The 12322-nt window shown below is 58.3% G+C and carries 11 protein-coding genes; 3 read left to right on the top strand and 8 right to left on the bottom strand.

Going from position 1 to position 12322, the window contains the following annotated elements; genetic code table 11:
• The first annotated feature begins 1360 nt into the window (after window positions 1–1360).
• The gene (locus RZ35_RS12490) at window positions 1361–2125 is read left to right on the top strand and encodes a DUF3142 domain-containing protein (protein WP_026743615.1); all 765 of its coding nucleotides are present in this window, start codon (window positions 1361–1363) and stop codon (window positions 2123–2125) included.
• Here the strand turns inward: RZ35_RS12490 and RZ35_RS12495 are convergent.
• A complete protein-coding gene (locus RZ35_RS12495; protein ID WP_026743616.1) occupies window positions 2122–2586 on the bottom strand; it encodes a tRNA (cytidine(34)-2'-O)-methyltransferase in 465 nt (154 codons plus the stop codon). The genes RZ35_RS12490 and RZ35_RS12495 overlap by 4 nt on opposite strands.
• Before the next feature lie 131 nt (window positions 2587–2717).
• Between RZ35_RS12495 and RZ35_RS17430 the strand changes: the two genes are divergently transcribed.
• Window positions 2718–2996 carry a hypothetical protein gene (locus tag RZ35_RS17430; RefSeq protein ID WP_071999797.1) on the top strand — a complete coding sequence of 93 codons (279 nt, stop codon included), beginning with the start codon at window positions 2718–2720 and terminating at the stop codon, window positions 2994–2996.
• A 10-nt stretch (window positions 2997–3006) separates the two neighbouring features.
• Here the strand turns inward: RZ35_RS17430 and RZ35_RS12500 are convergent, their stop codons facing one another.
• From RZ35_RS12500 to ugpB, 6 genes are all read right to left on the bottom strand, one after another.
• Complete coding sequence (locus RZ35_RS12500; protein ID WP_026743617.1) at window positions 3007–3963, bottom strand: AEC family transporter; 957 nt, start codon at window positions 3961–3963, stop codon at window positions 3007–3009.
• Between the two features lie 180 nt (window positions 3964–4143).
• A complete protein-coding gene (ugpQ, locus tag RZ35_RS12505; protein WP_026743618.1) occupies window positions 4144–4893 on the bottom strand; it encodes a glycerophosphodiester phosphodiesterase in 750 nt (249 codons plus the stop codon).
• On the bottom strand, window positions 4890–5966 hold the full coding sequence (locus RZ35_RS12510; protein ID WP_026743619.1) for a sn-glycerol-3-phosphate import ATP-binding protein UgpC: 1077 nt from the start codon (window positions 5964–5966) through the stop codon (window positions 4890–4892). The genes ugpQ and RZ35_RS12510 overlap by 4 nt, the downstream gene beginning before the upstream one ends.
• A 6-nt stretch (window positions 5967–5972) precedes the next feature.
• The gene (gene ugpE / locus RZ35_RS12515; protein ID WP_026743620.1) at window positions 5973–6821 is read right to left on the bottom strand and encodes a sn-glycerol-3-phosphate ABC transporter permease UgpE; all 849 of its coding nucleotides are present in this window, start codon (window positions 6819–6821) and stop codon (window positions 5973–5975) included.
• Window positions 6818–7705 carry a sn-glycerol-3-phosphate ABC transporter permease UgpA gene (gene ugpA, locus RZ35_RS12520; RefSeq protein WP_026743621.1) on the bottom strand — a complete coding sequence of 296 codons (888 nt, stop codon included), beginning with the start codon at window positions 7703–7705 and terminating at the stop codon, window positions 6818–6820. Before ugpA ends, ugpE begins: the two co-directional genes overlap by 4 nt.
• 49 nt (window positions 7706–7754) lie before the next feature.
• Window positions 7755–9074 carry a sn-glycerol-3-phosphate ABC transporter substrate-binding protein UgpB gene (gene ugpB, locus RZ35_RS12525; protein WP_036153369.1) on the bottom strand — a complete coding sequence of 440 codons (1320 nt, stop codon included), beginning with the start codon at window positions 9072–9074 and terminating at the stop codon, window positions 7755–7757.
• A gap of 532 nt (window positions 9075–9606) precedes the next feature.
• Between ugpB and RZ35_RS12530 the strand changes: the two genes are divergently transcribed.
• Window positions 9607–11277, top strand: coding sequence for a methyl-accepting chemotaxis protein (locus tag RZ35_RS12530; RefSeq protein ID WP_026743623.1), 1671 nt, complete (start codon window positions 9607–9609; stop codon window positions 11275–11277).
• Window positions 11278–11616: 339 nt separating this feature from the next.
• Here the strand turns inward: RZ35_RS12530 and livF are convergent, their stop codons facing one another.
• Window positions 11617–12318, bottom strand: a complete 702-nt coding sequence (livF, locus tag RZ35_RS12535; protein WP_026743624.1) for a high-affinity branched-chain amino acid ABC transporter ATP-binding protein LivF — start codon at window positions 12316–12318, stop codon at window positions 11617–11619.
• Between the last annotated feature and the right edge of the window lie 4 nt (window positions 12319–12322).

Here is a 12322-nt window from a genome sequence, read left to right on the forward strand (position 1 = left end):
GCATGTTCGATATCCGCAAAACGGACAAATCGGCCGGACAGCGCGCTGTCGAACGTATCGGCGACTATTTAAAGCACTATCCGCAGGGACTGTATGCCGATTCAGCCCGCGGNCTCTATCGCCGCGCCTACTGGATGAACGGTGACCACATCGCGCTGGCTAATCTCTATTATCAGGCACTGACGTCGGTCAACGACGTGCCTGCCCTGCTTGATATCAGCAACGAAATCGACGACAAGTTGCTGGAAAACAGCGACTTCGTCTCGTCCGACAGCGTACCCTTGCTGGATCTGGTGCAAGACCTCAAACGATTACGGAGTTCAGACGGCTGGATGAATTTACCGGCGCTGACGCAAACAGAGATCGAGCAGCAGCGATCCGGATTCGAACGTGCAGGCATGCGCGCCGAGTTTCTTTATCTGCAAAGTGCTTTTCAGTTCTACCACCTGCGGGACTACGAGGCGGTGCTGCGCACCTTGCCCAAGGCCACCGGCGACGACCTGACGGACACGGTCGCCTATAGCAGTCAGGTGCTGCGCGGGCTGGCGCTGGAGCGATTACAGCGATGGCAGGATGCCGAATCGCACTGGCGTCATCTGCTGACGATGCACACTCTCTACACCCAACAGCAATTCCTCCAACTGGCGCTGGCCCAGACACTGGTCGACAGCGGTCATCCAGAACAGGTGTTTGCTGCGAATAGCCCAGTCAGAAATTTACGCTTCCGTTCCGCCATCCTTAAGGTCAGCGCCGATGCCGNCCTATTGCGCCAACAGACCGGCCCACAGCAGACGCCCGCCGAACGCGCTATTGCATTGGATACGCTGCTGACCAAGCAGCTGACGCACCGGGATTACGCAGGGTATCTGAAGGACAGCGAAAAACTCTCAACCATTCCACCGCTGAAAAGCACTGAAAACATGAGCTGGGATGAGGAAGATCTGACAGCCTTCTCTTGGGACGGCGGCGATACCGAGGAAGGCTACCAATGCCCGAGCCTGCAGGAAACGGTGGTGCGTCTGAACCACAACCCGCAGGACGCACGCGCCGTCAACTGTCTGGGCGAGTTCTTCCTACGTACTGGAAATACCGTGGGTTTCGACTGGGGCGAAAACAATATGCTGAACGATCTGACCGACGCCAAGACGCAATATCAGGGCCAGGAGTACAATCGGCTGGACGGCTATATGGAAGTGATCGCCAACCCGCAGGCGCCGCCGGAAGACAAGAGCTACGCGCTCTACCGCGCGATCTACTGTTACGCACCCAGCGGCTACAACAGCTGCGGCTCTCAAGACATCAGCAAGGCCACTCGCAAAGCCTGGTTCAGACAGCTCAAAACCGAGTTTAAGGGCAGCCAATGGGCCGAGCAGCTCAAATACTACTGGTAGCGCGCGGCTTTTTCTTCGCCAGCCTGCTGTTCGCCGGCGTTGATGCGGGCGCGACGACCGTCAACGCCGCTCACTATAACGCCTTCTGGCTGTGGGCCGCCGTACAACCTCAGCCGGTGCTCCATCAGGCAGAGACGCTGTATCTTCATCAGGGTGAAGTCGCTCTGCGGCGGGGCGACGTGGTCTTCCTGCGCCAGGGACTGCCGGCCAGCAGGCTGACGGTAAAACGTCTGTGGTTATCGTTTCGCGTTTCCACGCTGGACGTCGGCGAACCTCAGTTGGCGCGCATGCTGAACATCGCCCAACGCTGGCGAGCGCTCGGCAATCGGGTGGAAGGGATTCAGATTGATTTCGACGCCGCCAGCCATCATCTCTCCAGCTACGTCGCTTTTTTGCAGCAGTTGAGGCAGCGTCTGCCATCGGACTACCGTCTTAGCGTCACCGGCCTGCTCGACTGGGCCAAAACCGGAGAAGTCGCGCAACTCAATCGACTGAATGATGTGGTGGACGAACTGGTAGTGCAGACTTATCAGGGCCGCAGCACGGTGGACCATTACACCGAGTACCTTCCGGCGCTGCTGTCCTTACGGGTGCCGTTCCGACTGGGGCTGGTGCAACATGGTCGCTGGGACGAGCGCTGGCAGCATCGACTGTCCGCTTCGCCGTATTATCGCGGCAGCGTCGTTTTTCTACTCAACCCCCATCCCGCCAGACATGCTCGGCGGACACGCTAACTTCTGCCGCCGAATCCGTTCTGACGCCAGGCTTCGTAGCTGATAATCGCCACCGAATTGGAGAGATTCAGACTCCGGCAGTTCGGCTCCATCGGGATGCGGATGCGATATTCCGGCGCGATGCCGTTGCGCACGGCGTCCGGCAGTCCGGCCGTTTCCGAACCGAACAACAACACGTCTCCGGGCTGGTAGGCAGGACGATCGTAAGGCTGGCTGCCTTTCGTCGTGCAGGCGAAAATGCGACAGCCGGGCACCGACGCCAAAAAAGCGTCGTAATTCGCATGGCGCTGGACGACGGCCAGATCGTGATAATCCAGTCCGGCCCGACGCAATTTCTTCTCTTCGAAGTCGAAGCCCAGCGGCTCGATGAGATGCAGAGAGCACCGGTTATTCGCCGCGAGCCGGATGATATTGCCGGTATTAGGCGCAATTTGCGGTTCGTAAAGCGCAATATGGAACATTCAGATAACGTCTGTCGTCAAAAAGGTGGCGGCAGTATATCGTATCCCGGCACACCGCCCCAGCCTGCAGGCGACGGCGAAACGATTAACGACTAAACTTAGGCGACAAGCGGCTTTCCCGCGGAGGACGTATGTACCACAACGTGATTCGGACAGTCATGCTCGGCGTTTTACTCTTGCCGATGACCCTGTCGGCAAATGCAGCCCCCTTGCCATCAACCCAGCAACAGCAGTTTGAAAACGGCATCAGCAGCCAGAAGCGGTTGCAGCAGCAGATGCAGCAAGACCAGAAGTTGCAACAGCAGCGCTTGAATCAAAGCATTCAGCAAAACAGCGCCGCCCGGCAGCAACAGCTCAGGCAACAGCAGCAACAAACGCAACAGCGCATGATGCCGTCCACCACGCCTTAACTAAGCAGGGTTAGATTCGCACGCCCATCAGCGTCAGGATGAGCGGCGTGGTCACCGCCGCCAGCAATGTGGATAACAGCAGGCTGGCGGCTACCGGTCCGCCCAGTGCATTGAACTGGCGCGACATCAGATAGATATTCACCCCCACCGCCATTGAACCCAGCAGAACGACGGCTCGCGTCTCCATTTCCGGCAAGCCCAAGGCCACCGCCAGCACCCACACAACCCATGGCTGCACCAGCAGTTTGATGAAGCAGATGGCCGCGCTGATTCGCCAGCCGTCTCGGATTTGATACTCCGCCAACCCCATCCCCAGCGCCACCAGCGACAGCGGAACGGCGCTCTGGCCCAGCATAGTCACCGAACGCTCAGCAATCTCCGGCAACGGTAGGCCGGTAAAGCCGAACAGCGTGCCGGAGAGAATCCCGATAATCAGCGGATTTTTGAGCACGCCCCGCGCGGTGGCGGTGAACCCCTGAAGGGATAGCGAGCCATTGCGGGCCCACTCAACGGAAACGGTGACCAGCGTCCAGAGGATCAGACCATTGAAGATCAGCACCAGCGCCACGGAGGGGATCGCCTCAGGTCCCAGCATCATCGTAGCGATGGGCAGGCCTAGCATGACGTTGTTGGAGAAAATACCGCTCAGCGCAAAGACGGAGCCGGATACGCCGTCCAGCTTGAACACCCGTCGAGCCACCACGCGACCCAGCACAAAAACCACCAGGCAACTGCCGAAAAAAGCGATCAGCAGGCGAGCATCCACCGCGGGCCGGNCGGCGAAATCACACATCATACGGAACAGCATCGCGGGTAGTGCGATGGCGAAAACGAAGCGAGTTAACGCATCAGGCACGACCGTCGGCCAGCGGCCGATACGGATGAGGCCGTATCCCAACGCAATCAGAACGAACAGCGGTAACGACAAATAAATTTGGTGCCAGAGTGAAACGATAAACGCGGACATCGCCCTTCTTCCTTAACGTTCGCGTCATCGCCCCATACGCTGCCTGATAGCGGCAGATTCGCTCCTTACCTTCCTGGCAGAAGCGAGGCTACCGGAGACCAATATCAAGTGCGAATAGGGATGGAAAACGCCGAAATTTAACCGACATGCCATGGCGGATACCGGCTCCGCCGGGCAGGTTTAGTCGGCGATCTCCGCTGCCCCGATCAAATCTATCCGGTCGGTACAGATAGCGTCAACACCCCATCGCAATAAGTCTTCCGCCCGTTCAGGCTGGTTGACGGTATAGACCAGAATCCTCAGTCCGGCCTGCTTCAACTGCGCCACGCGCGCTTCGTCGAGCAGCACATGATTCAGATGAATCGACACACACGCCAGCCGTTGCGTCAACGTCAGCCAGTCCTCACGCCACGCGTCCAGCAGCAGCCCGCGAGGCAGTTCAGGCGCAGCCTGTTGAGCCGCTTCGAGCGCCTCGACCGAGAAAGAGGACAACAGGGGNGGAACGGCGCGATGTTGCCACAGTTCGCGCGCCGCCAACGCGACGACCCGGCCGGTTTCTTTTTCCTCACCGGTGGNCGGCTTGATTTCAATATTGNCCAGAATATCGTAACGGACGCTGCGCTGCGCCACGTCCGCCAGCGACGGCAGATGCTCGCCGCGGAATGTCCGTCCGAACCAGCTGCCCGCGTCCAGCCGGGACAGTTGCTCCCAGGTCTGTTCGCCGGCAATGCCCCAGCCGTTGGTGGTGCGATCCAGCGTGTCGTCATGCAGCAGGAAAACCTGCCCGTCGCGCGACAGTTTGGCGTCAATCTCAATCATTCGATGCCCGTAACGCGCGCCGGCGTCAATCGCCGCCAGCGTATTTTCCGGCGCCAGTGAACCGCCGCCGCGATGGGCGACATAAGCAGGATAAGGCCAAGAGTGTGTCATCGTTCCATCCGTAATCCGCTCTGCGAATCAAATATATGCCACGACGAGGCCGGCACATGCAGCCAGAGGGTAGCGCCCACGGCCGGACAATATTCGTGCGACAGGCGCACGACGACATTCTGCCCTGCCCNCTGTCCATACGCCAGATTATCCGCACCCAATAATTCCACCGTGTCGACCGTCATCGCCACGGCGTTGTCCGGGCCTTCCGCCAAAAGAATATGTTCCGGCCTGACGCCTAGCGTCACTCCCCGCCCCCGCCACTCGGGTTTTGACGCGGGAAGCGTTAGAGACAGGTCGGGGGACAAGATAAGCCGGNCGCCATCGTCGCCGATCCGGCCCGAGAACAGATTCATGGCGGGNGATCCGATAAAGCTTGCGACGAACAGCGATGCCGGGCGGCGATAGATCTCGGCAGGCGGGCCAATCTGCTCGGCTACGCCTTTGTTCATGACAATCACCCGCTGCGCGAGCGTCATCGCCTCCACCTGATCGTGCGNGACGTACAAGCTGGTGGTCCCCAGCCGCTGATGCAGCTGCCGCAGCTCCAGCCGCATCTGGACTCGCAGCCGGGCATCCAGATTCGATAACGGCTCGTCGAACAGAAACACCGCCGGCTCGCGCACGATGGCTCGCCCCATCGCCACCCGCTGGCGCTGGCCGCCGGACAGCTCACGCGGCTTACGCTCCAGCAACGGCAGCAGTTCCAGAATACGCGCGGCTTCCTCGACCCGTTTGCGGATCTGCTCTTTGCCGAATCCCCGAATCTTCAGCCCGTAGGCCATGTTTTGGTAGACGCTCATGTGCGGATAGAGCGCGTAATTCTGGAACACCATCGCAATGCCGCGATCTTTCGGCTCCCGATCCGTCACCCGCTCGTCGCCGATGTAGATATCGCCGCTGGTAACCTGTTCCAGGCCCGCGACCATGCGCAGTAAGGTCGACTTACCACAGCCCGACGGACCGACCAGCACCACGAATTCCCCATCAGCGACGTCCAGATGGATGGGCTTGACGATCTGCGTTTTGCCGTCGTAGGACTTAGTGACGGCCTGTAATTTTAACGATGTCATAACGTCTTATTTCTCGCTATCAACCAGTCCACGGACAAACCAGCGCTGCATCAGCAGCACCACCAACATCGGCGGCAGCATGGTCAGCAGCATCGCCGCCATCACATGCTCCCAGCGAGTCGGGCTGTCGCTGCTGGCGATCATGCTTTGAATACCCGCCACGGCGGTGCCGAGACGCGCGTCGCTCACAATCAGCAGCGGCCACAGATACTGGTTCCAGCCGTAGATGAAAATAATGACGAACAGAGCCGCCAAATTGGTTTTGGATAACGGCAACACCATATCGAAGAAAAAGCGCATCGGTCCCGCGCCGTCGATACGCGCCGCTTCCATCAGCTCGTTCGGCAAAGTCATGAAGCACTGCCGGAACAAAAAAGTCGCGGTGGCCGAGGCCATCAGCGGCAGCGTCAGCCCGGTGTAGCTGTTCATCATGCCCAGATGAGAAATGACCTCCACCGTCGGGAAGATACGCACCTCCACCGGCAGCATCAGCGTGGTGAAAATCATCCAGAAAAAGACCTGCCGAAGAGGAAAACGGAAATACACCATGGCGTAGGCGGACAGCATCGATACGCTGATTTTCCCCACCGTAATGGCGAGCGCCATGATGAAACTGTTGATCAACAGCCAGCCGAACGGCGCGCTGTTGTTGTTTCCCACCCCGTGCAGCCAGATGGCGTTAAGGTTCTGCCAGAGATGGCTGCCGGGGATGAGCGTCATCGGCGCCCGCGAGGCCTGCGCCTGATCCAGCGTCGCCGTCACCACCGCGACATACAGCGGAAACAGCACCACCAGCAGCGCCACCGCCAACATGACATGGCTGAAAATATCCAGTCCGCGACGATTCTCAATCATTGATAGTTCACCTTACGCTCCACGAAGCGGAACTGGATGACCGTCAGTACGATCACCAACATCATCAGCACCACCGACTGCGCGGCCGAACTGGCGAGATCCAGCCCGGCGAAGCCTTCGCGATACACTTTATAAATCAACGTGGTCGTGGCCTGCACCGGTCCGCCGGCGGTGGCGGCATCTATCACCGGGAAGGTGTCGAAGAACGCATAGACCAGATTGACCACCAGCAGGAAAAAGCTCACCGGCGAGATCAACGGCAGCACCACATTAAAGAAACGCCGAACCGGCCCCGCGCCGTCAATCGCGGCCGCCTCAACCAGCGATCGCGGCACGGATTGCAGCGCCGCCAGGAAAAACAAGAAGTTATAGCTGATCTGTTTCCAGACCGACGCCACCACCACCAACAGCATCGCCTGACCACTGTTCTGGGCGTGGTTCCAGTCATAACCGAGGTGATGCAACCAGTAGGCGATCATGCCGAGACCCGGATTGAACAAGAACATCCACAGCACCGCTGCCACCGCCGGCGCGATGGCATAAGGCAGGATCAGCAACGTCTGGTAAATCCGGCGACCGCACGCCACATGGTTGACCAACGCCGCCAGGAACAGGGAAATCACCAGCCCGAAAACCGTGACCAGCCCGCTGAACCATAGCGTGGTGTAGAACGACTCGAGGTAGTAAGGATCGTGAAACAGCTGGATAAAGTTAGTTAGCCCGGCAAAGCGGCTCGACAGCCCGAATGGGTCGACGTCCTGCACGGAGTACCACAGCGCTTGCCCGGCGGGCCAGAGGAAGAACAGCGCCGTTATCGCCAACTGGGGAAGAACCAACGCATACGGCAGCCAGCTGCGGCCAAAAACGGGACGGGAAGCAGTCATCGGATTATCTCAAGAGGGGCAGGCCGAGTCCTGTCGGCCTGACACTCATTTATCGGGTGGATTGTTCAAAGCGGCGCAGTTGCATGTTCCCCCGCTGTACCGCGGCATCCAGCGCCTGCTGCGGCGTTTTCTTGCCGGTCCAGACGCTCTCCAGCTCTTCGTCCACGATGGTGCGGATTTGCAACATATTGCCGAGACGCAGACCTTTGGTGAACGGCAACGGCGGTTTGTTCAGCATCTGACGGGTGGCGATATCCGCGCCGGGATTCTGATCATAAAAACCCTGCTGACGGGTTAAGTCGTAGGCGGCGGAGGTAATCGGCAGATAGCCGGTTTTCTGATGCCACTCCGCGGCAACCTCCGGCTTCGCCAGGAACTGCATGAACTGCGCCACGCCATGATAGGTAGCTAAATCCTTGCCGTTCATGACCCAGAGGCTGGCTCCACCGATAATGGCGTTTTGGGGGGCATCCTTCACGTCGGCGTCATACGGCATCATGCCGNCGCCGAAGTTGAATTTCGCGTACTGGCGAATGCCCGCCAGCGATCCGGAGGAGGCCGTGATCATGGCGCAATCGCCGTTATAAAATTTCTCCGTCGATTCGTCCTTGCGCCCGTAGTAGGTGAAATCCCCTTTCTTGTGCATGGCCTCCAGCAGGGCGATATGTTTGACCTGAGCGGGCTTGTTGAACTCGAGCACGGCGTCGGCGCCGTCAAATCCGTTGTTTTGACTGGCGAACGGCAGACCATGCCAGGCGCTGAAGTTTTCGAGCTGGATCCATCCCTGCCAGCCGCTGGAGTAGCCGCACTTCATGCCGGCGGCGCGCAGCTTGCCCGTGTACTCCGCCATCTGCTGCCAGGTCTTCGGCGGCTGTTCCGGGTCCAAGCCCGCCTTGTTAAATGCATCTTTGTTGTAATAAAGCACCGGTGTGGAGCTGTTGAACGGCTGAGACAACAGATGGCCGCTTTTGGCGTCGGTGTAATAGCCGGAGACCGTCGGTACGAACACGCTCTCATCGAAAAGCACGCCCGACTGCCGGAATACCTCGTAAACCGGTTTGATGGCTTTGCTGGCCATCATGGTGGCGGTGCCCACCTCATAGACCTGCAGGATCGCAGGCGCGTTGCCGCTACGGTAGGCGGCAATCCCCGCGGCCAGCGTCTGTTCATAGTTGCCCTTGTAGACCGGCACGATCCTGACGTCGTTTTGGTCGTGGTTAAAGCGGTCCGCCAACGAATTGACCGTTTTTCCCAGTTCCCCTTCCATCGCGTGCCAGAACGGAATGTCGGTCACCGCCTGCGCCTGGGAAGTGAGGGTCATCGCCATGACGGCGCTGGCGGCGACGGTGCGGATTGCGTGTATCAACATGCCAGTCTCCTGCAACAATACCGTTCAGCCCCCGGAGGGAGCCATAAATGTGGCTGGTAACATGACATGTGCAGATGACATAAAAATAACTTTTAAATGACAAAAAAATGACAATCCTGAAAGAGGCACATTCAGCATGTATGTGCCGAAACAGACGGTATTAAAAGAGGGAGTCGAGTCACCCACCGCCAACACTGGCTTAACAAAACCACAATGAATATAAGGACTACGAGGATTTGTCGGATAATCGCAAGCATATGATAACGACATAAACCGCTTTGGAAGATTTTTGTCACCTCCCTAACATTACCTCCCTCTTTGCCCGGGTTCTGTTACCAACATGTTTGGAAATTGGTAGTACAGGCTTGTGTAACGCAGCCGATAAAGACCCCCGAGGGTTCCTAAATGGTATGTCGCCATATGGCAGTAAAGGCGATTNCCAATGACATACCGCACTCAGCCCCGCTTTACATTTTTAGACACCCGGACTTCACCATGAAAAATCAGGTGTCCGCCAACCCTAAGGGACATTATGAAATTGCTAAAAAACATGAAGCTCAGCACTATGCTGGGCAGTGGTTTTTCGTTGGTCATCGCAATCGGCTTTATGGTCGCTCTGTTCGGCCTGTTTCAGCTTAAGCAAATCAGCGCCAACGTTCAGACGTTGTCCGAGCTCCGTATTACCCGTCTGCTGCAGTTCCAGGAGTTTAAAGACAACGTCAACATCGTTGCCCGCTCCGTCCGTGATATTGCGCTGCTGAAAGAACGCGACCAAATGCTGAGCCGACAAAAGCAGATCGAAGACATCATCACGGTNAATACAGCCGCCTTGAATGAAGTCAGCCGCTCCGTTTCCTCGAAGGAGATGTCGAATTATGTCAGTCAGCTGGCTCAGGTTCAGCCTGGCTATGTCGCGGCCGTCAGAAAAGCGCTCACATTCGGGCTGGCGAACCGCCAGGAAGAGGCCAGAGACACGATCCTCACAGAGGTGCACAATGAGCAGGATAAAATCTTCAAGGCCGTCGACAACATTCTGAACTTCCAGAAAGAAACCACCATCAGCGATGCCGAACAGTCTGGCCATAAAGCCAACCGATCCGGTGCGGTGATGGTGGCTTTAGCCGTCCTCGTCGCCGTATTAGGCGGCATGACAGCCTGGCTGATTACCCGTCGCATCATCAACCAGNTGGGGGGTGAACCAGCCTACGCCGCTGAAATCGCCGGCGCTATCGCCAAAGGCAACCTTGCCGTCCACGTTCAACTGCGCGAGAAAGATACGACCAGCCTGCTCGCCGCCATGGACGAAATGCGTAACGGATTAAACAATATGGTGAATCAGGTTCGCCAGAGCAGTGAGTCTATTGCTACCGGCTCCAGCCAGATCGCCATGGGCAACNCCGACCTGAGCCAGCGCACGGAAGAGCAGGCGGCGAATCTACAACAGACAGCAGCGTCGATGGAGCAGATCAGCCAGACCGTTAAACAGAATGTCGATACCGTGCGTATGGCGACGGAATTGGCGAAATCCGCCAGCGACACGGCAACCAAAGGCAACACCGTTGTAGGTGACGTCGTTAATACCATGGATGAAATCACCAGCAGCTCGCATAAGATCAGCGACATTATCACCGTCATCGACGGTATCGCGTTCCAGACCAATATTCTGGCGCTGAATGCCGCCGTCGAAGCCGCCCGGGCTGGAGAGCAAGGGCGTGGATTTGCAGTCGTCGCCGGTGAAGTTCGTTCCCTGGCACAGCGCTCGGCTTCTGCGGCCAAAGAGATTAAAGATTTGATTACGGAAAGCGTGGAGAAAGTGGAAACAGGCTCGAAGCTGGTTGGCCATGCGGGCACAACGATGGACGATATTGTCGATCAGGCGCAGCGCGTCGCAGACCTGATTAGCGAAATCGGCGTCACCACCCACGAACAGCAGGATGGGATCACTCAAATCAATGATGCGGTAAACCAGCTCGATCAGGTGACTCAGCAGAACGCCGCGTTGGTCGAAGAGTCCGCCAGCGCCGCAGATAGCCTCAGCTCTCAGGCGTCCAATCTGGTCGAGCTGATGAAGGTATTTAAGGTGGAAGGCGCGAACTCACTGCCAGGCGCCAAAGCGCCCGTTAAAAGACCAGCAATCACGTCACAGCCGAAACCGGCGTTGACGAACGCTGGCGGCAGCGAAGACGACTGGGAACGTTTCTGAACGTCCCCTCGGAACTGCCGCGATGATGCGGCGTTCCGGCGAGTTGCCGCCTGACAGCGGCACGTCGTGCTAGTCCGGCTAATGGCCTGCACGGCATGGCGCGTTGGCGAATCCGCCGGCGACCGCGAATCCTCCCTACAGCCCCGCGCTCACGCGGGGCTTTTTACTTCTGATGGAACTCGCCCTGATTGACAAAGCCCGGCGCAGCCGCGCCACGCCCTCATGCATCTGCTCTTCCGTCGCGGTCGCAAAAGACAAACGCAGCGTAAAACGATCCGCCGCTCGGCGAAGAAGAGGGAAGACAAGAAACAGGCCGGGAAACGCCCGGCNAAGCGTAGTTTAGCCGCCCAGATAGGCGGAACGCACCGCTTCGTTCGCCAGCAGCGCCGCCCCGGTATCTTCCAGCACCACGCGGCCGTTTTCCAGCACATAACCGCGGTCGGCAAGGCGCAACGCCTGATTGGCGTTCTGCTCCACCAGGAAGATGGTCATCCCTGCTTCGCGCAGCTGCTGAATGGTGTCGAAAATCTGCTGGATAACGATGGGGGCTAGTCCGAGCGAGGGTTCATCCAGCAACAGCAGACGCGGCTGACTCATTAACGCCCGACCGATTGCCAGCATTTGCTGTTCGCCGCCGGACATGGTGCCGGAACGCTGAGCGCGACGTTCACGCAGGCGCGGAAACAGCGTATACACCCGTTCGAGACGCGCGTCATACTGCTCGCGCTCGGCGAAAAAGCCGCCCATCGCCAGATTCTCTTCCACCGTCATGCGGGAAAAGACCCGACGGCCTTCGGGCACGATGGCGATGGCTTCACGCATGATCCGCGCCGTCGGCCAGTTGGTAATATCCTTGCCATCGAACACGATGGAGCCGGTAGACGCCCGAGGGTCCCCGCACAGCGTCCCCAGCAGCGTCGTTTTTCCAGCGCCGTTGGCGCCGATCAGGGTGACGATTTCCCCCTGATTGATATGCAGGTCGACCTGATGCAGCGCCTGAATCTTACCGTAGTGCGCCGATACCTGATTTAATGACAACATAACC

The organism is Lonsdalea quercina subsp. quercina (genome assembly GCF_000688655.1).
Taxonomy (GTDB): Bacteria; Pseudomonadota; Gammaproteobacteria; order Enterobacterales; family Enterobacteriaceae; genus Lonsdalea; species Lonsdalea quercina.

Bases quoted from the DNA above. Each gene is read 5' to 3' on its own strand.
- RZ35_RS12490 (WP_026743615.1), top strand. From the start codon at position 1,361: ATGGGCCGAGCAGCTCAAATACTACTGGTAGCGCGCGGCTTTTTCTTC.
- RZ35_RS12495 (WP_026743616.1), bottom strand. From the start codon at position 2,586: ATGTTCCATATTGCGCTTTACGAACCGCAAATTGCGCCTAATACCGGC.
- ugpE (WP_026743620.1), bottom strand. From the start codon at position 6,821: ATGATTGAGAATCGTCGCGGACTGGATATTTTCAGCCATGTCATGTTG.
- livF (WP_026743624.1), bottom strand. From the start codon at position 12,318: ATGTTGTCATTAAATCAGGTATCGGCGCACTACGGTAAGATTCAGGCG.
- ugpA (WP_026743621.1), bottom strand. From the start codon at position 7,705: ATGACTGCTTCCCGTCCCGTTTTTGGCCGCAGCTGGCTGCCGTATGCG.
- RZ35_RS17430 (WP_071999797.1), top strand. From the start codon at position 2,718: ATGTACCACAACGTGATTCGGACAGTCATGCTCGGCGTTTTACTCTTG.